Below are 24,759 nucleotides of genomic sequence, written 5' to 3'. Positions count from 1 at the left end.
AGAGTGAATGCTTTCGAGTCTGGCCAGGGCAGCACCCAGCCTTGAGTCGAAAGCATGACGCCTCACCACAACCTGCAAATTTAACACGATCTGCCCAAAGTTCCTATGCAAAGAAGGCTTGAATCAATCCCTCATCCCGCAGGAAATCGGATCAGTCATCGGATCAGTCATCGAGAGACGATCGATTTCCGTATGCCCGGATGTGCTCTCCTGTTCATGCGGGAATGATGAGGAAAGTCAACATTTAGGAAAATTGGGTAAAATAAACAAAAAGAGATCTATTGCGAGAATAGGAAAATCTGGTATTGTCTGAAGGAACTCAGGTCTCATCACATTGGACGCCCTCAAAACAACACGCGCCACAAGTTGTGTTTGAGTTGCTCGTCTTCGATTCATTGGGCTAATGAAGAGAAGGACGAAGGACATGTTCTATCCGTCGGATAATCAACCTGCCGAAGGTTCGCCTTTCGGCGATGATGAAGTGGCGCGCTCGGGTCACGATTCTGCCAAATACCAGAATCCGAACGACCACCAGCGAGATGACCAGAGTGAGAGTGAGTCGATTGAATCCGAGAGCTGGATTCACGGGATTCTCGACGACATCTCCCAGTCGATTCTGCACGGTCAACTGGATGATGCCGAACTGCTGTTAAATCGTCTGTGCGATGCGGAAGTGGCACCACGCGAATGCCTGGAGTTATTTACGATTCTCTCCCTCAGGCGAGGTCACCTGCGTGATGCCATGGGTTATGCCTGTCAACTTCAGGATTTCGCCAACGAATTGGGTTGTCGCCAGACGCAATCGCGAGCGGCATCGATGATCGCCCGGGTCTACCGCCAGATTGGCGATTTCACGAGTGCCCGCCGCTTTCAGCAACTGGCGATCTATTCCAGTGAATCGTCGGACGCTTTCGATCTCTCCAATCTGGCACTCGATGCCTTGATGGCCTCACGAGTCACTTTAGCCGATCAACTCGCACAGGCGGCATTAAGCCTGGAATGTGACGACGAGAGTGCTGAGCTTTCCGAGTTACCCGATCAATCAGGTGCGGATTGGGGAACACTGGCACTCGTCGCCATGCTCAATGGCGATGCCGACGAAACCTTTTCCCGGCTCAGACTGGCCTGGAGGCATCATCGTCAAGCGGGTGATCAATTGGGGATGGGGCTCGATCAACTGCACGTGGCCCAGCTCTGCGAAGTGCATGGCGAATACATACGGGCTGGCAGACGACTGAAAAAGGCCATTTCGCATTTCGAAAAAGCTCAGGCTCAGCCGCAACTTGAGGAAGCCCAACAGCGGATGTCGAGGCTCCAGCGCATCATTGGCAGGTTGGAACATCCCGTGGAATGGAACTGATCTTTGCCATCTCCCCAATGAACTAGCTGCGCATCGCTTCGGCCATGTTGACCAAACGTGTCTGGGGCATCTGCGGCGGCTGCCAGACCTGTTGTGGGAGCGTTCCCGGATTCACTTCGATTTTGTCGAAGTTCAGGACCATATTCATTTGTGCCAAGGGCCAGTCGAGTGTCATCTGGCGTGGCAAAACAGCCCCGGAGTGCTGGTCACGAAAATGATTTTTGAGCCTTCCTTGAGCCACCACTCGTCCTTTCGGATCGTAGAGGCCATGCTCCAGCACGAGGCCATGACAGGCATCGACCGTGATGACCTTGCGAATGGGGATTCCGGCAGGGGAAAGGTGCGAACTGGTTAATGCTACCGTGCGACCATCACCGGCTCGATTGAGTGTCATCGTACTGGCATCAAAAGGCGCCACCCCCAGCGCTTCCATCAGCCAGCCCGGCTCAAAAGGAATGGGCATATTCTGTTGAACTTCCGCCATTTCTTCATGGCGCACAAACATCAGATCGGGGGGATCATTTCGCTTGGCCCAGAACCAGAAAATCTCTTCGTTCGAGCCCAGATCGACTTCCTGACCCAGAGCGCTGGTTACGGAAATTCTCAGCAACTGCGATTTCTGCACTGCGATCTCTGCAGTGAGTGGAATATGGTTGGCGCGAATATGGACACGACCGGCACGCCAGCCGTCGATCCGATCCACATTCTGGTTGAGATGCGCGACGTAATCATCAGCCGTGGCGGCATTCCCCAACGGGCAGTTGGATCGCTTGGCAAACTCATCCGTCTTTTGCCAGTTTCGAAGCGAGTTACACCCCTGCAAACTGCCGAAAGCCAGCATTCCCAGCGCAACACGTCTGCTGCAAACAGGTTCTCCCCGATCCTTTGTTGAACCATTGGCGGCTGGTAAGGAGTTCGTCATGTCGAGACCTCCGTCGCCAGTCGTTGTTTCAGCTTCTGAATGATCGCATGGATCTCTTCATCTTTCAGACGCAGATTGACCAGTTCAAATGGGCCTTCGCCCCGGCTGCCCAACAGCCGCAAGGTTTCGATACCTTGGCGCGAGACCGCGTCATCGAGTTTGAGTTTTCTTCTTTGAAGCAGGAACAGAGCCGCCACATAACGAATGGCTTCGGCTTCTGAATAACCCGGTTGTTCATGCTGATCGTGCTGTGATTCGTGCAGATCATCGGAGAACTCAGGGATTGGTTCTTCGAGTAACTCCAGCAGTCGATCCGAGTCGAGATGCACAGCATCCGGATTGAGTGGCGGAGGAACAACTGTCTTCCAGACAGCGAGTTGATTCGGGGCAGGCCCGGGCCAGGCATCGTGTCGATAATCGAGACGAAGGGTCTGTCCATTCTGCTCAACAAGCACGCAACGACAGACAGTTCCCGGAGACAGTGGAGATCCTGTCGCCGCACAGATCTTGCCGAGCGGTTTGAGCGAGTATTCCAAGGCGTCCCTGCCCCATCGAACGTATCGCGAGAAAAGTTCATTCATCCACAGGAATGAACCTTTGAATTCACCAGGCGTTAAACCTGAAGAGCGTCTTGTAGTTCAAATGGCCGTTTGTCGGCAAGATCAGCCGAAGTGCACTGACGGGCCACAAACCGACGGCAGTCGTGCAATGTAACTATTTTCAATGAAACGACTTATGATCTGCAAGATGCGTCGAATCAAACACAGCGCGCATTTGCCCGGGTGGCGCAGTATCATGTGGGTATGTCCCGCGACGACCTTTCATTGCTGATGGTCTCTTCGAACTTCCAGTTTCGGGGGAGTTCGGTCTATACCCTCAGGCTGGCCGAACGATTGCCTGAATACGGGTTTGTTCAGAGTATTGTCTGCCCTGGTGCTTCGACGGTTGATCTGGCGCGTCGCAAGGCGTTGGGTATTGAAGTGCTCCCGTACCTCGAGGCCCCCGCCTGGAAGTGGGTTGTGCTGGAGCTTTATTGCCGCAAGCTTCTGGCCCATCCCCCTGATCTGATACATATTCAATCACGCACAGCGATGTGGCATGGTGAATGGATTGCCCGCCGGCTCAATCGACCTTATGTGCTCACAGTGCATGATTACATGCAGAGTCATGAGTTTCTGCAGCCCGATCTGACGTTATGCCGGCGGATTATCACGGTGAGTGAATCGGTCAAAGCCGCCCTCGTCGAGCGATCGGGGCTGCCCGAAGATCTCTTTGTCGTCATTCCCTGTGGTGTGCCTCGTGCCAGTGATGAAGACAAATCGCTGGTCTTGAAATCAGGGAAAGTTCCCGTAGTGGGTACCGCAGGCCCTCTGGAGGCTGTCAAAGGGTTTCCGTTTTTCCTCGCTGCGGCAGCCCATGTTCTGGGGACCCATCGCGATGTCGAATTCTTGATTGCGGGTGCCGGGCCGGAAGAGACCAGTTTACGCAAGTTGGCCCGCACGCTGGGCATTCATGAACACGTGACATTCGTGCCGAATCTGCTCGATTTTTCTGATGCGTTAAGTGCCATGGATATCTTTTGTCTCCCTTCGCTCCAGCAGGGGATTGGCACCATTATGCTCGAAGCGATGGCGATGGGCCGACCGGTGATTGCGACGAGTGTGGGAGGCGTCTTCAACGTCGTTCGCGACAATCAGACAGGGTTGCTGGTCCCGCCATCGGACAGTGTTCGTCTGGCCGAGAGAATCATTGAACTGCTCACCAATCCCGAATTGGCACGCAGGATCGGTGCCGCTGCGATGCTCGAAGCCGAGACCGAGTTTAATGTCGAACATATGGTGGAAGCGACAGTCGAGGTCTACCGTGAAGTTCTCGACGAGCGCATGGCGGGATTGACAACCGTTGCCATGCCCCAGGTCTCAAAGCGGTAGCCAGCATTGCCACCTCGTGAGATTCCGAAATTGGGTCAAGAGTGGTGGCAGGGCATGCGTATAGCGCTGATCGTCTGTCAGAGAACGAAGATGACAAGCATTCCGCGATGGGGTCGCTGGTTGATAGAACGCCAACAACGTTCGAGCTCACCCTCATCCCGGCCTTCTCCCGTCGGAACGGGAGAAGGAGAAAAACCCTTGCCCGCGTCCTCGTGGGAGAGGGTGGCACGGAGTGCCGGGTGAGGGTCTGTCCAATCGATATGCCTCATTCACAAGGGTATCCGCAGGGACGCCGAGTGTTGGCCAGTGACAAGAAATGACAAGCATTCCGCGATGAGGCTGCTGGTTGATAGAACGCCAACTAGGTTCGAACTCACCCTCATCCCGGCCTTCTCCCGTCGGAACGGGAGAAGGAGATAAGAACCCTCGCCCGCGTCTTCGTGGGAGAGGGTGGCACGGAGTGCCGGGTGAGGGTCTGACCAATCGATATGCCTCATTCACAAGGGTTGCCGCAGGGGCGCCGAGTGTTGGCCAGTGACAAGAAATGACAAGCATTCCGCGATGAGGTCGGTTGTTGATTGTTCGACAAACACGTTCGAGCTCACCCTCATCCCGGCCTTCTCCCGTCGGAACGGGAGAAGGAGAAAAAATCCTCGCTCGCGTCTGCGCGGGAGAGGGTGGCACGGAGTGCCGGGTGAGGGTCTTGCCGCTGTTACAACTTCCGGGTTTTAATTTTCAGTCGTTGTCTCGGGGCTGAAGCCACGCCGGGAGGTGTTTTCTGTCACGTTGACTGGCACCATGAATTGCGGGAGGTAATCTGGCCCGCCCGTCTTGCTGCCAATCCCGGAGAGTTTGAATCCCCCGAAAGGTTGCCGGGCAACCAGACCCGTCGTAACCGGAGTATTGAGATACAGATTTCCTGCCAGAAACTGTTGCTTGGCCCGTTTAAGATTCGCCGGGCTGCGGCTATACAAACCACCGGCCAAAGCATAAGGCACGCTGTTGGCCATCCCCAGGGCTTCCGAGAGATCGGCAGCTTTGTACACGAGGAGAATCGGGCCGCAGATTTCCTCCCGATTGAGGCGTGACTCACTCGGAATATTCGCCAGGATATGCGGGCCCACGAAGTAACCTTTTTTGGCCAGTGAGCCCGCTTCCATCGCGAGAATCACTTCGCAGGTCTGCTTTGCGTCTTCGATGATTGCGAGCAGTCTTTTGTAAGACTCTTCATCAATCACGGGCCCCATCTGGCAGGCGGGATCTTCCGCACGGGCCAGTTTCAAATCAGAAGTGGCTGCCACGAGTCGTTTGATGAATTCGTCGTAGATTTCACCAATCACAATGACTCGCGAGCACGATGAGCACTTCTGCCCTGCATAACTGAAGGCACTTTCCATCACACCCGTGACGGCATCATCCAGGTCGGCATCGGCATCCACAATGATGGCGTTGTGACCACTCAAGGTCGTAATGACGCGCTTGATCGACTGTGCAGCCGCATGAACCTGTGCTGCCGACTGATTCACGGTCAATCCGACTTCTGTCGAACCGGTGAAGGCCACCAGATCGACATCAGGGCTCCCGGCGAGAACCGGGCCAATCTCTTCCCCGACACCGGGCAGGAAGGTGACAACACCGTCCGGAATACCGCAGGCCTGGAGGATTTCCATCAGTTTCGCAGCCGTCACTGAAGCCTGTTCAGCGGGCTTGATAATGACGGTATTTCCAGCCACCAGGGCAGCAGCGACCATCCCGGTCAGGACAGCCAGGGGGAAATTCCAGGGGGAGATCACCACCACCACACCACGCGGACGGTAGAAGTAAGCGTTCTCTTCGTCGGCAATGTCGAACCTTTGAGGCTGGGCCAGTTCGCGCATCTGCATCGCGTAGTAATTGCAGAAGTCGATGGCTTCGGCCACATCGGCATCGGCTTCCGCCCAGGGCTTGCCACATTCGAAGATCTGCCAGGCAGCCAGTTCAAATCGGCGCTGCCTGAGTTCACGCGCAATCAGTTCGAGATATTCAGCCCGATAACTGGCTTCAATCACTGACCATCGCACGAAAGCCCGTCGGGCCGAATCGATCGCAGCCAGGGCCTGCTCCGGACTTGCCGATGCGACCAGTCCCAGCACTTTCGATTTGTCGGAAGGGGAACGAACTGTCAGATTCTGTCGCGTATCTTCCCGACGACCATTGATGATCAACGAGTAGGTTTGCCCGAATTGATGTTCGACCTTTTCAATCGCCCCCTGCATCGCTTCCCGATGAGCAGGAATCGAAAAGTCAGTCACTGGTTCATTCACGAAGCCCTGGGGTGGAACAGTCCACATTTTCGAGGTTTTTCGGACCCGGGCCGTCTGGCCGGCGACGGTGGGATTCATAAGCAGATCCTCGATGGAGACTTCGGCGGAATAGCCTTGCCTGAGAAACGAATCATTCGCAGAGTTTTCCAGGAAGTGACGCGCCAGGCGGGCCATTCCTTTCACATGATGACCGACCGGCGTATCAATGCGGACCCGGCAACCCAGTTCGGCAAATGCCTGGGCCTGCTCATCGGCCAAACCGTATCGCAATTGCAGTTCAACTTGAGAGCGTGGCAGATCGCGGGCCTGAGCATAGGCCAGAACATAACAAAGACTTCTCAAGCTCTGCCCTGCAAACACAGGCTTGAATAGCTCCGGCTGATCGATCAAAGCTCGAGAGAGCTTTTCGTAGTTTTCGTCGATCTGCCATTCCTCTTCAAAGACAGCCACAGGCCAGCTTTTTGACTGAGCCAGGGCAATCTCCTGATTCCAATAGTCTCCCTTGGTCAGGCAGATGCGAATCGGTGTGCCACGTTTTTGAATCCAGGCTGCCAGTGCCGTCAAATCGCTTTCGGCTGTTTTCAGATACGCCGGCAAAGTGATGCCGCAATCGGCCCAGCTCTGGAATTCTTTTTCCGAGAGGACCTGCTGAACAATCTCCAGAATCAATCGATTCGTCGTCGAGTGCTCCAGTTCGATCTGCACAATCGACTGCTGCTCGATGGCCAGACGGAGAATGGGCCGCAATCGCTCCAGCACCACACGCGTGGTCCCTTGAGCGTCGAGTGGGCGAAAATCGCTGGTTAACGACGACAGTTTGAGCGAAAGCTGCAGTTGAGGAATCTCCGCAGTCACGGCTGGCTGACCCTCGACTGCAGCAGCATGGGCATAAGCTGTATGGGCTGGCCAGTTGCTGACCTCCGGGCCCAGTGACGACAGCAAGTCGAGATATCGCTGCTGGTACTGGTCTGCCTCGGTCTGACTGACAACTTTCGAGCTCAGGTCATTGAGTGAGAAGAGATAACCTTGCCGATAAAGTTTATGAATTGTCTTCAGAACATCATCGGTCGATTCACCACCCATCAGACGCCGGGCAATCCGCTGCGAGTTGTTCCGCGCATTGAAGGCGAGTGTCCTCGAAAGAATCGAATTCGGAGCGACCTGCTCCACACCAAATCCCACCAGTTGGATTGCCCAGGGAAGATGCTCGCGAATCTCGTCGAAGTATTCCTGAAGATGACGGGTCATCGATTGATGCGTTTTCAGTCGCGGCAACACATCGACAAACCGGAACATCTGCACCTTGAGAGATTCATCATTCATGGCCGCTGCCAGAATGCGATCATCCCACCAGCGCTGTTCAAAGAATGATGGTTGTCTGGCAGCGAGTCGTCGCCAGATCAATTCACCCAGTTGAGTTGTTTCCGCTTCAATTCGAGCATCATCAACCCCAGGGATTGGTTGTGGTTGAGCAAGAGTGGAGGCAGATTTACGTTTGGCCATGCACAGCAGTCCTTTTGGCCTATTGTGACTGAGTGCGACGTTATGAACAAGTTAGCGGGCGAAGCGACGATATTTCCTGTGGCGGCTACAGGAGAGGCCGCACCTGATGCCAGGCTCGTCATGCCAGTTTCGTCGAAAAGTCCCTATTTCGCAGCGGATTTGCTCGATGCCGCCAGATGAATCAGCAGACGGAACTCGGCATCTTCGCGAATCGGATCGAAATCCGTCTCATCGGGAACAAGCTTCAAAAGTTCGCGATTCATCCGCAAAGCCCGGCCCAGCCAGCTCAAAGCCTGTTCGCGCTGCCCGACCAGTGCGTAGTAACACGAAAGATTGTAAAGGACGACTGGTTCTTCCGCATGCGAGGCGTATGCCGAATGCATCGTGTCAATCGCCCGCAGTAACTGACTGGTGCGCTTGAAGCACCAGGCCATTCCCATGAGCACATCGAGATCGCTGGGATGCAGATGGTGGGCTTCTTCAAACTCGCTTAACGCTTCCTCGTGTCGTTTTAAAGCCCGGAAGCATTCGCCTTTCAGCAGATGGAATTCAAACTTCTGCGGGCCGGGATCTTGAATCTGTGCCAGCTCGGCCAGGGCTGGCTGAGGCATTTCCAGCAACAGATACCCTCGGGCTGCATCGAGCCTGCGTTCTCGAATTCGTCGCGGGTTGTAGACCATATCCTCCCCCGAAAAATCGTCTGAGCTTCGATTATTAGCATGAAAAGCTGGCGGGTTCCAGCATCTCACAATTGTCATCGCTCGTCAGCCGTCAACTCCAGAGTCAGCTCACGCAATCGCACGAGCTGATGGATGATCCCTGGCAGATCGGCGAGAGCCACCTGATTCGGGCCATCACTCATCGCACGATCAGGATCGGGATGCGTCTCCAGAAAGACGGCATCGACTCCACAGGCCACGGCAGCGCGCGCCAGGAATGGAACCAGCGCGCGATTACCACCGGTCGTGCTGCCTCCCGGCATTTGCACACTGTGCGTGGCATCGAACATCACCGGGACACCAAAGCCGTGCATGACCGGCACACAGCGAAAGTCATTGACCAGCCGACCGTAGCCGAACATCGTGCCGCGATCTGTCAGAATCACCTGATGGCAACCGACCGATTTGCACTTTTTGACGGCATGCACCATGTCTTCCGGTGCCACGAACTGAGGCTTTTTGACGTTGACCACCCGGCCAAACTTGGCCGCCGCCTGGGCAGAAGCTTCGACCAGATCCGTCTGGCGGGCCAGAAAAGCAGGGATCTGCAGAATGTCGCACACTTTGGCAACAGGTTCGGCCTGAGACGGCTCATGCAGATCGGTCGTGATTGGCAAACCTGTGGCTTCGCGGGCTTTGGCCAGAATTTCAAGACCACGTTCCAGCCCTGGCCCGCGAAAACTGTCGCCACTGGTGCGATTCGCTTTATCGAAGCTTGATTTGAAGACGATCTGCAGATTCTTCTTCGCTGCCAGTTCGGCCAGTTCACCAGAAACTTTCGTAATCAGCTCATGCGATTCAATGACACACGGGCCAATTACAAACAGCAGTGGTTGTCCTTTTCCACAGCGGTAAGAGCCAATTTCGATCGGGTTATCAAGACTTGGCAACATCGCGTGCATCCCTGCGAAAATGATTCAGTAAACAGTCAGTCGATCGTCAGTCAAAAAGCCTTTTCCAACCAGCAACATCACTATAGCGAAGTGTCTGACAGGATTGCAGGGACTGTCAGTTTCCAGACACTGTCAGTTTCCAGACACTGTCAGTTTCCAGACACCGGCAAACTGGCGATCTCCGGAAGTTTTCCCGCTGGTGCAGTCGGCTCTGCAGCACTGCTATCGCTGGGTATTGCAGCCGCACTTTTGGAACTCTGGGCCGAACGGGTATCGATCAGCTTGAGTCCGCGTGGAGAAATCGTCAAATGCATGGGTGTCTCTCCGGATGGGTCTCCATCGACCTCGAAAAGTACGGCTGCATCCTGCGAAGAAGTGATCATCAGCTCGGTGGCCTGCAGCCTGACTCCTGAAGGTTTTCCCAAAAACATCCAGCCCAGTACCCACAACAGTGCCCCGATATGGCTGATCGAGATCAGCTCGACTTCCAGAAGACCATCGGCTTCATCGCCACCGCGACCAACCGGCAGTTGCATGGCGTAACGAGGGACATTGCTCACAAACAATTGCGTGGCGGAATGTTTTTCCACTCCGCGTGAAGAATGCACGACGACATTCATGCCGGGGAAACGATAGGAAACCAGATGCCTGAGAAACGAAAAAAAGTAACTCCAGCGGTTCGCATGACCTGAGCGGCGGGAGTGCACATCATGCACAATCGAGGCATCAAAGCCAGCACTGGCCACAGTGCAGAACAGGCGGCCATTTGCCCGGGCCAGATCCATTTCCCGCACATGGCCCTGAGCAATGATCTTTGCCAGCCATATGCCATCCAGCCGAAACCCCAGGTAGCGAGCCAGCAGATTCTCGGTGCCTAAAGGCAGTATGGCCAATGGTAATTCGGGATGTCTGTTGAGCAGATCATCCACTGTCCCATCACCACCGGCTGCCACCATCGCCACGAGATCTCCCGCTGGTTGATGGCGCAGGACAAACTCATCGAGCCGAGATCGATTGGAAAATAGTCGCGGCTTAAGCCCCGCTTTTTTCAACCCGGCAATCAGATCCAGAAGAACATGCGAGCGGCGATGCGTTCCCGAATGAGGATTTCGCTGAATCACAACGTACCCGCTCACACAAGCCCCTCTTGATCCACTGGCCATGCTTCGGAATTCAGTCACTCATCAATCAGTTTTTACCAATGGCCCGCCTTGCTGATTGTGCCAAGGCGTGGTGGACTTCGCTATTGTCAGCCGGAATTGTCCATCCAGGATTCAGCCCTTCTTCAGGTAAGCTCTGGCAGGAGCCCCCATCGTGCTGAGGAATTTCCTGACTCAGCCAACGATTTGTGTCTGTGAGGTTTCATGTCGTTCGAGATCACCCTGGCGATTCTCGCTCCGGACATTTTCACTCTGGACGATTTCACTGGCAGCATTTTCAATCTGGCGAATGGGGAGTGATCTCAGGCACAATCCGGCGACGACCAGAACGCACTCAACAGAGCGGCTTGAATCTGGCAGTGCGGGTTGTATTTGACAGTGCGGCTTGAACAGAACTTTTGCAGGGAAACGCATGTCCTCCTCTCCACCGAGCCTGGCTGCTGCATCCATACCACCGAATTCACGCAAAGGGGAAATTCGCAGACGCTGGTTTCGCCGGCGGACTGCGGTCGGGCTTCCGCCAGGGACGATTACGCCTCACGAGCAGCGGCCAGCCCGCATGGAACTTATTTCCTATTCTCCTGGCGATTATCGCGAAGCTGCTGATTTCTCGATCGAACAGCTTCCCAGCCTCCTGATTCCTGATCGGGTGCATTGGCTGAATATCGATGGCTATGGTGATGCCGAACTCCTGAAATCGCTCGCTAAAGATTTCAAAATCCACCCGCTGGCCATGGAAGATGTCGTCAATACTCATCAGCGAGCGAAGGTCGATAACTACGACGACCAGTTGTTTATTGTCGCCCGGCGAGTCCTGGGGCCCCCCTTTCGAAGTGAGCAGATCAGCTTTGTCCTGGTGGGGAATATCCTGCTCACATTTCAGGAAGATCTCGAGGGCGATTGTTTCGACAATGTGCGCGAACGTCTGAAATCGGGTCGTGGTCGTACGCGGACACTCGGCGTTGATTATCTCCTTTATGAACTGCTCGATGCGGTCATTGACAGTTACTTTCCGGTGATCGAAGGGATGGGTGAAGATCTCGACCGGATCGAAGAGGCGGTTCAAGGTCAGCCCAATCCTGAATCGCTGCGCCGCATTCACGATCATCGGATCGACCTGCTGCAATTGCGCAGGGCGGCCTGGCCTTTGCGGGAAGCGATTCAACATCTCTTGCGCGGTGAATTCCAGCAGATTGGTCGGGAAACCCTGCTCTACCTGCGCGATGGATATGACCACGTGGTGCAGATTATGGATATTCTCGACATCTACCGCGAAACGTGTGGCGATCTCCGCGACTACTACTACAACATTGTCAGCAGTCGCACGAATGACGTGATGCGAACGCTCACGATTATCTCGACATTGTTTCTGCCGGTGACTTTCGTGGCGGGTATTTATGGGATGAACTTTGAGAACATGCCAGAAGTCAAAGATCCCTGGGGATACCCGCTCTGTCTGCTGGCCATGGCCATGATTGCAGGAGGCTTTCTAGTCTTTTTCTGGCGGAAAGGCTGGCTGAGAAGCTTTGATAAGCAGGCTGGCCGCGGCCTGGATTGAGGCAGTATGGGCAAGTTCGTTTGTCGCATCCGATAACGACGTCTACGCCCGGAACTGTTCATTTGATCACATTTTGAACTGATCGCGCGCGAAGCCATAGTTTCCGAACAGTCGATTCTTTTTCTGAGACGAGAAGAATGGTTTTTTAGGAAACGTTCCATCTTCCAGAGGTAGAAATGATTGTAAAGATTTATTTGGTAATCAGTTACATGATTTTTAGTCTTCTCGGGTGAGGCATCTCGCGGACAGGAGTCGCCGAAATCTCGACGCTACAATCGGAAAAGACGACTTAAGGTTCGCCATCGAACGCAAATCCCCCTCGTTACCTAAGCCGTCGAAAGCTCCATCTGCCGAAAAAATGGAGGGTTTGACCGAAACTTCACTCCCCTGGCGAAGGTTTGAATCAGCATGGGGCGGCAGTCTGAGAGATCCGGCCTTCCCGCGTTTTGACTATTAAATAGTATTTGTTTAGTAATTTTTGAGACCGCTCTGGTGATTCCCTGGCTGCGTTCTTGCAGGAAAAGAACGAGCTTGTTCTGCAGAGGATCCCCGGGCAAAGGATGTGGCATGGACGGGAAGTGCTCCCTGAAATCTTCTGAGCAGTCATCAATCACCTCTTACGGAGTTGATGGGACACTCGGATTTATGGCGGTTTGCCGACTTGTTGCAGGCTCTGTCCTGACGGCGTTCCTCCCGGCACTGCTGACAAGTGCTGATGATGTCGGTCGAGCCGTGGCTATCACTGCCCTGCCATGGTCAGTGGCAGCTTTCGCTCAGGAAGCGGAAACATCCAGTCCCGCTCCCGCAGGAACAGCGGCCACCGAAACCAGCGACGATCAACCGAAAAGTTCCACAGAGTCCGCACAGTCGGCCAAACCCGAACCGAAAGGGACTGCGGCTGCTGCTTCGGCACCCACAACTCCCGCGACCGACGCCACGAAACCAGCGGCTAGTCCCTCTGTACCAGCAGCACAAACGGCACCAGGTCCTTCGACTACGCCCTCAACTAGCACTGCTCCTTCGGCAACTCCGCCTTCACCCACAACTCCGACCACGCCTGCAACTCCGGCACCACCCACAGCCCTGCCCAAACCGGTCGTTGCTCCCAAGATCGAAGCCAGCTTCAATCCTCAGCCCGCGTCGGTCTCACCGGCTGTCGATCCCGAGCGTCCCTTCTCCTTTAGCTTCCGTTATGCTCCCTGGGCCGATGTTTTGCAGTTGTTTGCCACCAAGGCGGGGCTCACTCTTGATCTCACAGAGATTCCGCCGGGCACGTTCAACTATCTCGATGGCCGTCGCTACACGCCGATCGAAGCTCTCGACATTCTCAATGGTTATCTGCTCCCCAAGGGCTTTGTGCTGGTACGTCGCGATCAGTTTCTTGTGGTAGCCAATATCTCCACGGGCATTCCACCCAATCTGGTTCCCGACGTGCTTCCCGAAGAACTCGATAACCGGGGCAAGAACGAACTGATGTCCGTGGTGATTCCCCTCTCCGGGCTCGATGCCGAAGTGGCTGCGAATGAAATTCGCGAACTGGTGGGCCCGCAAGGAAAAGTCTCAGCTCTCAAAAACACCAACTCGGTTGTCGTCACTGATATTGGTTCGAATCTCCGGCGGATCTATCGCTTATTGACCAGCGATGGAGCCACTGGCAACCGCGATCTGACGTTCAAATCGATTGCTCTCAAGCATATTTCTTCGCAGGAAGCCGAACGAACTGTCCGCAGGCTCTTTGGCCTGCCTACGAACTCTGCCAGTACCACGACTTCGTCATCGTCTTCTTCCAGTGATCGCAGCCGGTGGGATGATCGCGGTCGGGATGACCGCAGTCGCGATCCTCGTGAGCAGCAACCTGCACCCCGTACCACATCGACCACGAACAGTCTCGCAGCGAAACTGCAGGTCACTGCCGATCCTCGCACAAACTCGCTTCTGGTGGCGGCTCCGGCCACGTTGCTGCCCACAGTCGAAGATCTCATCAAGTCAATCGATGTGGACCGTGGTGCTGATGGCCGCCCGCTCGCCGAAGATTCTCCTGTGTCGTTGCGGGTTTATCAGGTCACTTCGAGTGATCTGGCACAGGTGGTCAAGACCATCAGCACACTCATGCCCGGGACTGTGGTGGGGGAAGATACCCGCTATGGGAAAATCTTCATCCAGGCCAACGAAAACGAGCATGGCGAGATTGACCGTCTCGTGAAGCAACTGGCGGGGAACGCCTCGTCATCCGTGGCGGTGATTAACCTGGTGAAGCTTGATCCCGTTGCTGCCTCGAACACACTCCGTTCGCTCTTCTCGAACGAAGGCCGTGAAGCCCCCAGTATTGAACCCGATGCTTATGGCAATCGCCTGATGATTCGTGGCACACCCGAGCAATTGTCTCAAGTGAAGTCGCTTCTTTCAGAACTGGGCGAAGATGGGACTGGGCAAGCCAAACGGGCCACTGGCCAGGGTATGGTTCGATCACTCACTTTGGGTGGCCGCGATCCTGAAGAAGTGATGCAGATGATGCAGAAAGTCTGGGCGGCTTCTGAAGAAAGCCCCATTCGCGTTGTAGTGCCTTCGGCTCGAAACCCTGTGCGTGAACTGAAGACACCTGGTGCCCGCCGGATTGAACCGACGTCGGCACCAGAAAATCCACCCGTCGAGCGTTCACCCGTCACACGCGAACTCCCGGTCACACAGCAGAGACAGCCCTCACGCGAGATCGCTTCGACAGTCCCTCAAAATCGATTACTCACTGTTTCCCGCACTTCCACACTGCAGGATGCTCCTCAGCAGGAAGCTGAGGCTGTCGTTCTGGAAGAAGAATCTGCCAGCAATCCGCAGAGCAAAAACTCGCCCGAGTCATCGATTGAAACTCCTCCAGTGAAAGACTCGAAGTCCCAGCCACCCACAAAGGCTTCGCCGGGCGTATCCATGACGGTGAATGGTGATGAGATCATTATGACTTCACCCGATACGAATGCACTCGATCGACTCGAAGAACTCTTCAGTGCGCTTTCAGAAACCATTCCCGCCCGTACCCGTTGGACAATCTTCTATCTGCGCTCAGCCGATGCCACTGAAACCGCTACCATGCTGGAAAGGCTCTTCCCTCAAAGCAGTGTGACCGCTTCCTCGGCGGCTGATTCCGGGGGAATGTTCGGCGGCTTCACCAGCGGCTTTTCGTCGATGAGCCGGGGGATGCTCAGTGCGACGGGTCTGGATTCGCTCGGTTCTGCTTCACAGCCAGTGCGGATCATTACTGATACCCGGGCCAATGCCCTGTTTGTCTCTGGCCCTGCCGATAAAGTGCGTGAGATCGAGCAGATGTTGGAGATTCTCGATGCCGAAGAGCTTCCTCAAAACGCACGCGATCGCCTGCCTCGCTCGATCCCGGTCAACTATGCCGATGTGGAAGAAGTCGCTTCGATCGTCAACGAAGTCTTCAAAGATAAGCTCGAATCACCACAGGCAATGCCAGGTGGCGGACGAAGTGGCCGAGGCGGTGGAGACTTTAATCCGCTGGCCATGCTGATGGGGCAACAAGGTGGTCAGCAGGGACGTGGTGCCCAGCGTGGGCCGGAAATGACGATTGGTGTCGATACCCGCACCAGTCATCTGGTCGTTTCGGCGAATGACACCCTCTTTCAGCAGGTTTCGGAACTGGTTCTCGATCTCGATCAGCGTGCAAAAGACGCCCGGCAAACGATTCGTGTGATCACACTGGATAAAGCCGATCCCGCGATTCTTTCACAGTCGATTTCATCACTCATGCCCAAAGTCAGTGTCAGTGGTTCATCGCGCAGCCGACCTTCACGAAGTGGTTCCAGTTCAACAGGGAATGGCAATAATCAGAATCCACCTCAGCCGGAACAGCAGCAGCCCAATCAGGATGACATCCGTCGCATCATGGAACAGCGCATGCGGGAACGCATGGGGAGTGGTGGCAGCAGTGGTTTTGGAGGCTTCGGCGGGGGGAGCAACAGTAGTGGTGGCCGCCCCAGTGGAGGATTTGGCGGTGGAGGCTTTGGAGGAAGTGGTCGCAGTGATCGATCGGGACGTGGTGGCCGTTGATGAATCTTTCTGCGGGCTTCAAGAAACCCTGTGAATCCTGCAGAGAACTCTTTTCACAGCCCTGTCCCATCGGGAAGATGGTGATAGGTATAAGTTTCCTGACTGATCAGAGCCCAACTCTCTTCGCTTCCAACCTGCGATACGACTGAAATGAGATTATGAACATCGGGGCGACACTGGTTCGTAAAGGAGTCATTACTCCCGATCAGCTCAAAGAACTGGGTGTCGCCAGTGGTGCGCGCGTTGATCGACTGGTGATCGACAAAGGCTGGGCCGACGAAGGTCAGGTTCTGCAGACCATTGCCCAGGAACTGGGGATGCGCTTTGTTGATATCAAGCACGAAGCGATTGATCGCGACCTGCTGATGCAGTTCCCCACAAATGCCGTGTTCCGGCACTCTCTGCTGCCCATTGGTCGAAACAACGGCAGTGTGATTGTCGCCACATCAGACCCGTTCAACCTCGAATCGCTCGAAGAGCTTTCCAGCGTCAGCGGGTTTCATCTCGAACCTGTTCTGGCACGCAAGCTCGATGTGATTGAGATGATCAAGGATCATCTTGGTGTCGGGGGCGATACACTCAATCAGCTTGTGGCCCAGCGGGCAGCCGATGGCGTCGAACTGCTCAGTGAACCACTTGAACAGACGGGTGATCTTGAAGATGCTGCCGAAGCAGCCTCAGTCATCAAGCTGGTCAACGAGCTGCTGGTGGAAGCACTCGAAATGCAGGCCAGTGACGTACACATTGAGCCTCAGGAAAACGGACTGATTATCCGCTTCCGCGTTGATGGCTTGTTACGTGTTCAGCCATTGCCCCCTTCGATCAATCAGTTTCAGCAGGCCATTGTCACCCGGCTCAAGATCATGTCCCGGTTGAACATTGCCGAGAAACGATTGCCTCAGGACGGCCGCATCAAGCTGAAGATCAAAGGACGTGAGATCGACGTGCGCGTATCGATTATCCCCATGCTGTATGGCGAGGGGGTTGTCATGCGTCTGTTGGATAAAGGCCGCATGGTCTTTAACCTCAAGAACGTGGGTATGCCACCCATGGTCGATGTTCCCTTCCGCCAGTTGATCTCTCTTCCTCACGGGATTGTCCTTGTCACCGGCCCGACAGGGAGTGGTAAAACCTCGACGCTCTACAGTGCCCTCCACGAGATCAAAGACCCTTCAGTCAAAATCATCACGGTCGAAGATCCTGTTGAATACCAGATGCCAGGCATCAGCCAGATTCAGGTTCATTCGAAAATTGGCCTGACGTTTGCCGCAGGTTTGCGAAGTATTCTGCGTCACGACCCGGATGTGATTCTCATCGGGGAAATTCGCGATAGCGAAACGGCTGAAGCCGCCATCCAGGCTTCGCTCACGGGCCACCTGGTCTTCAGTACGCTGCACACCAACGATGCCCCGTCGGCTTTTGCACGACTGGTCGATATGGGTGTCGAGCCTTACCTCGTTTCGAGTACCGTGGCGGGTGTGCTGGCCCAGCGACTGGTTCGCCGACTCTGCAAGCATTGCAAGGTGCCTGTCAAAGTGAAGCCTGGGATGCTCCCTGATGATTTTCCCGATCCGGATTGTGAATTCATTTACGAGCCGGGAAGCTGCCGGGAATGTCGCAATACGGGGTACACGGGTCGTCAGGCGATCTTTGAACTGCTGCTGACCGATGCTGAAATTGGCCGGCTCTGTATTCGCCGGGCCGCTGCGACAGAAATCCGCTCTTACGCGCTGACGGCTGGTATGGTCACATTACGACAATCAGGCCTCTTGCGCGTCGCCGACGGCACAACCACTCTCGAAGAAGTTGATCGTCTCGCTAAGCGGGAATAATCGCGGCGGCCCGATCTTCACCACGGTGAAGCCAGGTGACTCGATAGCCGGGTGGCTGGGGTCAAACGTCCTCGTTTGCCCCCAGATCGAATGACGTTGGTTGTTCCAAGTCATGTTCATGCGAGGCCATCAGGAATTTCAGGGATGCAATTGTGCTGTGAGGCACTGTTGACCTGGGGGCGGATGCAGACATCCGACCCCAGCCACCCGCCGCTCCTGGTTGGAGTTCCTGTCCAGGCGAGCGAGTTGTCCTTATTGCCCTGATTTCATGCCGCCGGATGTTGATTTTTGTGTTCTATTTCTGGGCGGATTTCTCAAAGACAATGACATGCTGCCGGGGCAGGTCTTTATGAGTGGCCTTCCATTTGAGGCCAAACTCAGGTTGCTCCGCTTCTTTGCGGACCTGTGCTTCATACATCTTGTGAATCAGCTTGATCGGGACTTCCGGATCTTCCCGGCGGTACTCGACAAAGACGAGTCGACCACCAGGTTTGAGTGAAGCCGCCATCTCCTTCATCATCTCGTAAGGAAACTCCAGTTCATGATAAACGTCCACCATCAATGCCAGGTCGAGTGTACCCGGTGCGATTTTCGGTGATTTCTCTGTCCCCAGCACCAGATCAACATTGAGCAGATTACGGCGGTTCAGTTTATCGGCCAGCAGGTCGAGCATTTCCTGCTGAATATCCACCGCGAGCACCTTCCCCTTGGGCCCGACTTGATCGGCCATCATCATCGTGATCACTCCCGAGCCGGCACCAATATCAGCCGCGACCTGATTGGGCTTCAGATCGAGGAGTTGAACCAGTTTCGAAAGCCGCTCTTCTTCTTCGCGCTCGGGTCGTTCCAGCCACGGTGCTCCGTGAAAACTCATCACCAGCGCAATCTCACGTCCCATGTAGAACTTACCAGTGCCGTTCGGGTCGTGATCTTCGCGAAAGGTGTAACGAGGTGCTTGTTCGATCGCGACTGGCGGCTCATTCGCCATTCCCAGCGAACCAGCGGCAGCGAAAAGTATCACGAATCCCAAAGACCACACGGGCAGCTTGCGCGACGATTTTCTGCTTGCTTCCCCGTGTGTGAATATTGCACTCGCTGCCTCATGACAAGTTTGATTCATGATATGCCGCATGGCCTCACCTGATTTCGATTTGGGTAGACGCCGAGAAGTTGAACACGACCTTGTGCCATCGGTTAGTTTATTCACGATTCAGATATAAAAATCCGGCATTCAGATAGGTCGCATATCCCACCCATGCCAGATAGGGCAGCAATAAGTTTGCCGCCAGTGGGGAGTTTCTGCGAAAGATCAACATCATGGCCAGGATCGAGAGCCATAAGAACCCGATGTTGATCAGTGCCAGACCCATCCAGTGCCAGCCAAAAAAGAACTGGCTCCACAAGGCATTCGCAATCAGTTGTACCACAAAGACCGCAGCACCCAGACGAAAAACCTGTTTGGAAGTGGGCGGCTTGGCATCAGCCTGTTCCCAGAACCACCAGAAGGAAATGGCAAGCAGCGCATACAGCACTGACCACACCGGTGGAAAGACCCAGTTCGGTGGCGTACCGACCGGGGATTGTAACGTGCGATACCACGGGCCGGGTGTGAAGCTCGAGGCATAACCAGCGGCGGCAAAAACCACCACCGCACAGACAGCGAACCGCAGCATGGAAGTGGCAGGACTGGGTTGTGAAACTTCCTGTGAGAGATTCACTTCAGCTCTGGAAAGTCCGGACATTGCGTTCCCCTGACCAGGCTCAAAGTGCCATCGATCAATCATTGGTATTCCACGACCAAGTCATTAGGACATATTGAGCCGAAAAGTACCACTCCTAAACATGCCCCGGATGGAAAACCTCACTTCAGTAATTGTTCCAGCGATTTCCTCGCTTCTTCCGCACAGCCTTCATCTTCATCCTGAGTCGCGGCTTTCAGCGCCTCCACAATTTCTGCCGCTTGTGAGCCAATCAAAGCCAGGCTATGAGCCGCCCGCTCGCGCACAAAAGGATCTTCGTCGTCCAGCAGCTTCAAAAGAAGGCTGGCAAAAGGCCTCCCTTCCGCACCCAATAAGCCAATCGATTCCGCCACCGCTTCTCGAAGATCTTCCTTTTCATGATCTGCCAGCAGCTTGAAAGAGACTTCCAGTTGATCGACAGGCCCGTGGGCCTTGGCAAACGTCTTCAAAACCGGGCCGAGCATCAGTGGCTGTGTTTCCGGATCATTCAACAACTCATGCAGCAGTCGATGGACAACACGCGATTCGAACGGGAAGTGAACCCAGGCCCTGGCCGCTTCAAACTTGACATCCGGATCCTCATGTTTGAGGCAATCTTCCAGTCGCCCCTTCAGTTCTGCGGCCTGCTCCTCAGAAAACACACTGGCCCTGCGCGCGACCTGCTTACAGGCATAAGCCACCAGTGAAGTGTCGGCATCTCCCATGGCCTGGAGCAGATCTGCATGAGCTGCTTCCTGATCCAGGAGCGCACACAGCCCGACCATGGCCCGAAACCTGGTCTCAGGAGTCGTCGCCGTCTTCAGTCGGTCTCGAAGCTCATCAACCGTCATGCCGTCAAATCGATCCAGTTGTGTCATGAGCCTTCCTCCCCGCTGCGAATTGACAAAGCGATCTCTCAGGGATCAACTTTGAAGCAGCATACCGCCGTTCTGCCACCGGAGAAATATGATGTCGCGTTTAGGTTTGATCAATTCTGCCTGGGGACAGGCTGGCCGTGAGACCGTCTGGGGCCTTCAGAAAACGAAAGAGATCGGGTTTGACACGGTCGATCTGCTCGTCGATCCCCTCGACCTGCCCGTGACAGAAAAGCGCGCGATCCAGCGGGAACTCGATCGACTCGAATTGCCGCTGGTCTCCATCTGCTGCGTTTCAGCAGGCTTGATCGATCCCTTCCCGAGTGTCCGCAAGTTTCATCTTGACCGAGCCGTCCAACATCTCGACCTGGTGTACGAACTGGGAGGCGAAAATCTTTTGCTGGTTCTGGGCGAATACATCTGGAACCAGGAAGTCATTCCCCCCGAAGAGCAGTGGCAGAGTGCTGTCGAAGCCTGTCAGGCACTGGGGGCTTACGCCGGTGAACTGGGCCTTAAAATCGCCCTCGAACTGGAACCCTTCCACCTCTCGCTGCTCAATAGCGTCGATGCGATGGATCGCTTCTTGAACGATGTGGGCGAGCCAGCCGTCGGTGCCAACATCGATATCTCGCATCTCTGCTTAGCTCATGTTCCCGCCGAAGAGCTTAAAAAACTCAAAGGCCGGGCCTTCCATGTTCATATCAGCGATTGCGACGGAAAAATTCACGGCGATCTTCCTCCAGGTCGCGGCGTCGTCCAATTCGCCCCGTATCTGGAAGCCATTCGCGACATGGAAATCCCCGGTGCCATTTCGATTGAACTCGAATACAGCCCCGACCCCGATGCGATTGAAGCCTGGGTCAATGAGGCTTATCAATCAACCAGAAAACTCCTGCAACAATCCGGCCTTGCCTGAGCCTCCACGAATCAAGGTGATTGCGTAAGGGCGGGTCTGGATTCAGAACCGGCCTGCCATCTCCAGGAGCCTGCAACTCCGGAGATCGCATCAGCCTGCGATGAGTTTGTGGTTGAAGACGAATACTGGAAGCTCATCGCCAATCAACGTTGCTGAACTTTGCGTCCTGAACAAATCGCAGAGAGAATTTTGCCGGCTAATCTCAGGTCGCTGAGTCGGCCTTACAATGCCGATACCTCCTGTTCAAAATCCTTGTCCGACATCCAGCGACCGAGTTTGTGATGGAAGGTGCTATAGAAGTCTCGCAAAAAGTCGCGGCCGGACTGTTCGCGGTCGTAAATCATCTGGCCGAGTTCGCCAAAAGTACGGCGATGATGCGTCATCTGGCGCAAAGTCTGTTCGCGAATCTGCTCCGGGGGGATGTTCTCCATTGCCAGTTCGAGGGTCGCACGGGCGATGCTGTCTGGATCGGTCGCGACGATCCGGCAGAAGTCGGCGTGTAGCCATTCGTTTCGTCCGCCTTGATTGGCCGTCGAGACAATCGGTCGGCCGCATAGCAGGTATTCGACGGCAGCGTACATCGCTCCTTCGACCTGCGACAGACACAATCCCACCGCTGCACTCGAAACAGCCCGAGCGACCTGTCGCTCGTTCAACCACTGGCCGAAGCGATCTTCAGAGAAGACCGCATGTGACAGTTCCTGCTTGACACGAGCAGCGTAGGCGGCGTCATCCCCCTCCGCCACAATGGTTCCCAGTAAGAGCAAATGCGGGATGTTCCGTGCCAGGGCATGCCGCTTAAACGGTGCGAAGCGGGCGTTATAAACTGCATCGAACTCGATGTTGGCTTCCGGAACAATGGAGAACAGTTCCTCGTCAAGAAAGGCATTGTGGGGCAAGTAGCACGAAGGGATGCCAGCCGACCAGAGTGCCCCGTGCAGCGATTGCTCGTTGCAGCAGTGGATGATCGCGTCGCCAGGCCGCCAGGTTGTCAGTTGCTCGTGTTGCCTTGCGGCGTCTTCAAGTGTCGTCAACCATGCTTGTTTGATAAAATGGGTGATTCGTCCCTTCGGCAAGAACGACGCCTGCCGCTCTGACAAGGGCGTGTGGTACAGAATGTGGGGATGACGGCTGATCCAGCCGCAGAAAACACTCATCGCTGATCCTCCCGGCGTTCTTGAAAGTAGGTCTTCACGGCCCGGGCAAGAGGACTGTCGGGTGTCGTCCATTCCCAGCATTCGTGGATGTTTTTTATGAGTTCGGCGGCGGGATCGAAGTTATGCTCGCGAAGGATCTGTTCCCGCACTGCGTAGGCTCTCTTTCGAAGCGAGCCATGCCAGAGATGTCTTACAATGCCGGAGATATCACCGATGCGTCCCCTCACATCGTCATAGAAAGGTTCGGCCCACTTCAGATAATCGCGGCGCATCCCCACAGGAAAGTGGGCGACGAGGGGATGCCCCCACGAGCCGGTCATCGCCAGCACCATCAGAGTGTCGTTGCTCCCTAAAGGATGCCGGTCGTAGAGCCCGTGCCGAGCGAGGATCTCACGACGGGCACCCCATGCAAAACCCGGGTGCGCCCAGCCGAAGTCCTCGGATCGCGCAGGGTGCGACCTTCGCGCATGCGCGATGCTCACCATCGCCCTGGCTTTATTTGAGGTTGTATCGTCGTCCGACTCACCGGCGTCACAGGCCAAATGTATGGCCTCGCGGAAGGGTTGAACCACCGGGAATTCGTCCAGCGCTGCTGCTCCTCGCATCAGCCAGGTCGCATCGTCGAACAACAAATCCGCATCAACCCAGAACACCTTCTCGATCGAGGGAGGCAACTCTTCGATGAGGCGGTTCAACAGCCGCTCTTTGTGCCAGAGCACACTCTGCGAGCGAACCTGACGCACGCGTTGGCCTGGGGTAGTTTCCGCTTCGCCACTGACGACCAGTTCAATCATCCAGACAGGCAAAGCATCCTGTTCCATCCGCTGCAGGAACCGCTGGAGATTCCGCACCGGCGCCCGGTAAGCACATGGGTTGAAGTGGCACGTCACGACGGCGACATTTGCCAGTGAATTCTGACCAGCCAATACAGGCGGCCAGATATCACCAGGCCGCCAGACATCACCTGGTGACAAAAACAAAGGTTCTATTGGCGGGGGATCAACAATCAGCGGCATGGCATTCCCTGGCGAAAGACGATGGCGGTGTGCGGGCTGCTCCACTTTCGCGCAGCCCTCTATCCGAACGGAATCTGGTGCGCTGTAAGCTTCGGCGTTTTCTAGATGCCATCCGCCAGCCTCCTTTCAGGTTCTTGACATTCGCTGCCTCACCCCCGCGCAACAACTCCTGCTGAGATGAGGGGACGCATTGCGGCCCCATGATGTCCTTCGTCTCAGGAATTGCCCCATGCGTTTCTCGATCTGTATCGCCGCCCACAATGAAGCCCACCTGTTGAGCCGAACACTCCATGCCGTCCGCACTTCGCTGCTCGCTACGAGCCTTTCCAGTCCGGCAATCCCCGGCGACCATCCCCGGTGCGAGATCATTGTCGTCGATGACGCTTCGACCGATGGCTCCATCGCCGCCGCTCTTGCAGACTTCCCGAACTCAGCGGAGTTCCCTCTGCGGGTGGAACGCTTCGAAACCCGCCAGGGGGCTTCACCAGCCAAGCATCGCGCTGCCGAGTTAGCGCGGGGAGCGGTTCTGGTCTTCCTCGATGCCCACGTCCTCCCCGAACCTGGCTCTCTGGAGCGGCTGGTGGCCGGTGTCGAGGCATCTCAGGGCCGCGATCTTCTCACCCCCGCTCTCCCCGCGCTGGATGAATCGACCTTCACTGTCATCCCCGGCCGCACAGGGTTGGGCTATGGCCTCGACCTTGCCGACCTTTCCTGCCGCTGGCTCCCGCTGTCCAATCTGCAGCTCGACGAGGAAACTCGCCTCTACCATCAGCCCGCCCTGATTGGCTGTGTCCTGGCCGTCTCTCGGGAAACCTACTTCGCACTGGGTGGCTT

Annotated in this window: 19 protein-coding genes; 7 read left to right on the top strand and 12 right to left on the bottom strand. The window is 55.4% G+C overall.

Going from position 1 to position 24,759, the window contains the following annotated elements; genetic code table 11:
• Window positions 1–424 precede the first annotated feature (424 nt).
• Complete coding sequence (locus tag A6X21_RS23270) at window positions 425–1,360, top strand: hypothetical protein (RefSeq protein WP_068853462.1); 936 nt, start codon at window positions 425–427, stop codon at window positions 1,358–1,360.
• A 22-nt stretch (window positions 1,361–1,382) separates the two neighbouring features.
• On the opposite strand, the gene A6X21_RS23265 is transcribed toward A6X21_RS23270, so the two are convergent.
• Both A6X21_RS23265 and A6X21_RS23260 read right to left on the bottom strand, forming a co-directional pair.
• Window positions 1,383–2,282: a hypothetical protein gene (locus A6X21_RS23265; RefSeq protein WP_068853460.1), complete on the bottom strand. Its 900-nt coding sequence runs from the start codon at window positions 2,280–2,282 to the stop codon at window positions 1,383–1,385.
• Window positions 2,279–2,863, bottom strand: coding sequence for a hypothetical protein (locus A6X21_RS23260; protein ID WP_083233866.1), 585 nt, complete (start codon window positions 2,861–2,863; stop codon window positions 2,279–2,281). The genes A6X21_RS23265 and A6X21_RS23260 overlap by 4 nt, the downstream gene beginning before the upstream one ends.
• A 201-nt stretch (window positions 2,864–3,064) precedes the next feature.
• On the opposite strand from A6X21_RS23260, the gene A6X21_RS23255 reads away from it, so the two are divergent.
• Window positions 3,065–4,213, top strand: a complete 1,149-nt coding sequence (locus A6X21_RS23255) for a glycosyltransferase family 4 protein (RefSeq protein ID WP_240490384.1) — start codon at window positions 3,065–3,067, stop codon at window positions 4,211–4,213.
• 728 nt (window positions 4,214–4,941) lie between these two features.
• Here the strand turns inward: A6X21_RS23255 and A6X21_RS23250 are convergent.
• The 5 genes from A6X21_RS23250 to A6X21_RS24930 form a co-directional block, all read right to left on the bottom strand.
• On the bottom strand, window positions 4,942–8,019 hold the full coding sequence (locus A6X21_RS23250) for a proline dehydrogenase family protein (RefSeq protein WP_083233865.1): 3,078 nt from the start codon (window positions 8,017–8,019) through the stop codon (window positions 4,942–4,944).
• A gap of 143 nt (window positions 8,020–8,162) precedes the next feature.
• The gene (locus A6X21_RS23245; protein ID WP_068853524.1) at window positions 8,163–8,699 is read right to left on the bottom strand and encodes a tetratricopeptide repeat protein; all 537 of its coding nucleotides are present in this window, start codon (window positions 8,697–8,699) and stop codon (window positions 8,163–8,165) included.
• 74 nt (window positions 8,700–8,773) lie between these two features.
• A complete protein-coding gene (gene kdsA / locus A6X21_RS23240; RefSeq protein ID WP_083233870.1) occupies window positions 8,774–9,631 on the bottom strand; it encodes a 3-deoxy-8-phosphooctulonate synthase in 858 nt (285 codons plus the stop codon).
• A 149-nt stretch (window positions 9,632–9,780) separates the two neighbouring features.
• Window positions 9,781–10,767, bottom strand: a complete 987-nt coding sequence (locus A6X21_RS23235) for a diacylglycerol/lipid kinase family protein (RefSeq protein ID WP_165603918.1) — start codon at window positions 10,765–10,767, stop codon at window positions 9,781–9,783.
• A gap of 198 nt (window positions 10,768–10,965) precedes the next feature.
• Window positions 10,966–11,205, bottom strand: coding sequence for a hypothetical protein (locus A6X21_RS24930; protein ID WP_068853456.1), 240 nt, complete (start codon window positions 11,203–11,205; stop codon window positions 10,966–10,968).
• Between A6X21_RS24930 and corA the strand changes: the two genes are divergently transcribed.
• The 3 genes from corA to A6X21_RS23210 all read left to right on the top strand — a co-directional run bounded on the left by corA (window position 11,204) and on the right by A6X21_RS23210 (window position 18,243).
• Window positions 11,204–12,349: a magnesium/cobalt transporter CorA gene (gene corA / locus A6X21_RS23225; protein WP_068853454.1), complete on the top strand. Its 1,146-nt coding sequence runs from the start codon at window positions 11,204–11,206 to the stop codon at window positions 12,347–12,349. The genes A6X21_RS24930 and corA overlap by 2 nt on opposite strands.
• 567 nt (window positions 12,350–12,916) lie before the next feature.
• On the top strand, window positions 12,917–16,411 hold the full coding sequence (locus A6X21_RS23215) for a secretin N-terminal domain-containing protein (RefSeq protein WP_068853451.1): 3,495 nt from the start codon (window positions 12,917–12,919) through the stop codon (window positions 16,409–16,411).
• 158 nt (window positions 16,412–16,569) lie between these two features.
• Window positions 16,570–18,243 carry a GspE/PulE family protein gene (locus A6X21_RS23210; protein ID WP_068853449.1) on the top strand — a complete coding sequence of 558 codons (1,674 nt, stop codon included), beginning with the start codon at window positions 16,570–16,572 and terminating at the stop codon, window positions 18,241–18,243.
• A 295-nt stretch (window positions 18,244–18,538) separates the two neighbouring features.
• Here the strand turns inward: A6X21_RS23210 and A6X21_RS23205 are convergent, their stop codons facing one another.
• The 3 genes from A6X21_RS23205 to A6X21_RS23195 all read right to left on the bottom strand — a co-directional run bounded on the left by A6X21_RS23205 (window position 18,539) and on the right by A6X21_RS23195 (window position 20,839).
• The gene (locus A6X21_RS23205) at window positions 18,539–19,264 is read right to left on the bottom strand and encodes a class I SAM-dependent methyltransferase (protein ID WP_240490383.1); all 726 of its coding nucleotides are present in this window, start codon (window positions 19,262–19,264) and stop codon (window positions 18,539–18,541) included.
• 178 nt (window positions 19,265–19,442) lie between these two features.
• Window positions 19,443–20,027, bottom strand: a complete 585-nt coding sequence (locus A6X21_RS23200; protein ID WP_083233863.1) for a TspO/MBR family protein — start codon at window positions 20,025–20,027, stop codon at window positions 19,443–19,445.
• A 77-nt stretch (window positions 20,028–20,104) separates the two neighbouring features.
• Window positions 20,105–20,839 carry a HEAT repeat domain-containing protein gene (locus A6X21_RS23195; protein ID WP_068853445.1) on the bottom strand — a complete coding sequence of 245 codons (735 nt, stop codon included), beginning with the start codon at window positions 20,837–20,839 and terminating at the stop codon, window positions 20,105–20,107.
• A 91-nt stretch (window positions 20,840–20,930) separates the two neighbouring features.
• Between A6X21_RS23195 and A6X21_RS23190 the strand changes: the two genes are divergently transcribed.
• Window positions 20,931–21,752: a sugar phosphate isomerase/epimerase family protein gene (locus A6X21_RS23190; RefSeq protein ID WP_068853443.1), complete on the top strand. Its 822-nt coding sequence runs from the start codon at window positions 20,931–20,933 to the stop codon at window positions 21,750–21,752.
• A 221-nt stretch (window positions 21,753–21,973) separates the two neighbouring features.
• Here A6X21_RS23190 and A6X21_RS23185 read toward each other — a convergent pair whose 3' ends face one another.
• Together A6X21_RS23185 and A6X21_RS23180 are read right to left on the bottom strand one after the other, a co-directional pair.
• A complete protein-coding gene (locus tag A6X21_RS23185; protein WP_068853441.1) occupies window positions 21,974–22,909 on the bottom strand; it encodes a glycosyltransferase in 936 nt (311 codons plus the stop codon).
• On the bottom strand, window positions 22,906–23,925 hold the full coding sequence (locus A6X21_RS23180; protein ID WP_068853439.1) for a hypothetical protein: 1,020 nt from the start codon (window positions 23,923–23,925) through the stop codon (window positions 22,906–22,908). Before A6X21_RS23180 ends, A6X21_RS23185 begins: the two co-directional genes overlap by 4 nt.
• A 229-nt stretch (window positions 23,926–24,154) precedes the next feature.
• Between A6X21_RS23180 and A6X21_RS23175 the strand changes: the two genes are divergently transcribed.
• Window positions 24,155–24,759, top strand: a 605-nt coding sequence (locus tag A6X21_RS23175) for a glycosyltransferase (RefSeq protein WP_131818518.1), incomplete at its 3' end; no start/stop codon positions are given.

The organism is Planctopirus hydrillae, from assembly GCF_001707835.1.
Lineage (GTDB): Bacteria > Planctomycetota > Planctomycetia > Planctomycetales > Planctomycetaceae > Planctopirus > Planctopirus hydrillae.
The sequence above is the reverse complement of the archived record's forward strand: the minus strand, read 5'-3'. Positions and strand labels throughout refer to the sequence as shown.

Excerpts from the sequence above, each read along its gene's own strand:
- A6X21_RS23200 (WP_083233863.1), bottom strand. The coding sequence starts at position 20,027 with ATGATTGATCGATGGCACTTTGAGCCTGGTCAGGGGAACGCAATGTCC.
- A6X21_RS23270 (WP_068853462.1), top strand. The coding sequence starts at position 425 with ATGTTCTATCCGTCGGATAATCAACCTGCCGAAGGTTCGCCTTTCGGC.
- A6X21_RS23250 (WP_083233865.1), bottom strand. The coding sequence starts at position 8,019 with ATGGCCAAACGTAAATCTGCCTCCACTCTTGCTCAACCACAACCAATC.
- A6X21_RS23260 (WP_083233866.1), bottom strand. The coding sequence starts at position 2,863 with ATGAATGAACTTTTCTCGCGATACGTTCGATGGGGCAGGGACGCCTTG.
- A6X21_RS24930 (WP_068853456.1), bottom strand. The coding sequence starts at position 11,205 with ATGCGTTTCCCTGCAAAAGTTCTGTTCAAGCCGCACTGTCAAATACAA.
- A6X21_RS23215 (WP_068853451.1), top strand. The coding sequence starts at position 12,917 with ATGGACGGGAAGTGCTCCCTGAAATCTTCTGAGCAGTCATCAATCACC.
- corA (WP_068853454.1), top strand. The coding sequence starts at position 11,204 with ATGTCCTCCTCTCCACCGAGCCTGGCTGCTGCATCCATACCACCGAAT.
- A6X21_RS23265 (WP_068853460.1), bottom strand. The coding sequence starts at position 2,282 with ATGACGAACTCCTTACCAGCCGCCAATGGTTCAACAAAGGATCGGGGA.
- A6X21_RS23180 (WP_068853439.1), bottom strand. The coding sequence starts at position 23,925 with ATGCCGCTGATTGTTGATCCCCCGCCAATAGAACCTTTGTTTTTGTCA.
- kdsA (WP_083233870.1), bottom strand. The coding sequence starts at position 9,631 with ATGTTGCCAAGTCTTGATAACCCGATCGAAATTGGCTCTTACCGCTGT.
- A6X21_RS23185 (WP_068853441.1), bottom strand. The coding sequence starts at position 22,909 with ATGAGTGTTTTCTGCGGCTGGATCAGCCGTCATCCCCACATTCTGTAC.
- A6X21_RS23210 (WP_068853449.1), top strand. The coding sequence starts at position 16,570 with ATGAACATCGGGGCGACACTGGTTCGTAAAGGAGTCATTACTCCCGAT.
- A6X21_RS23190 (WP_068853443.1), top strand. The coding sequence starts at position 20,931 with ATGTCGCGTTTAGGTTTGATCAATTCTGCCTGGGGACAGGCTGGCCGT.
- A6X21_RS23245 (WP_068853524.1), bottom strand. The coding sequence starts at position 8,699 with ATGGTCTACAACCCGCGACGAATTCGAGAACGCAGGCTCGATGCAGCC.
- A6X21_RS23195 (WP_068853445.1), bottom strand. The coding sequence starts at position 20,839 with ATGACACAACTGGATCGATTTGACGGCATGACGGTTGATGAGCTTCGA.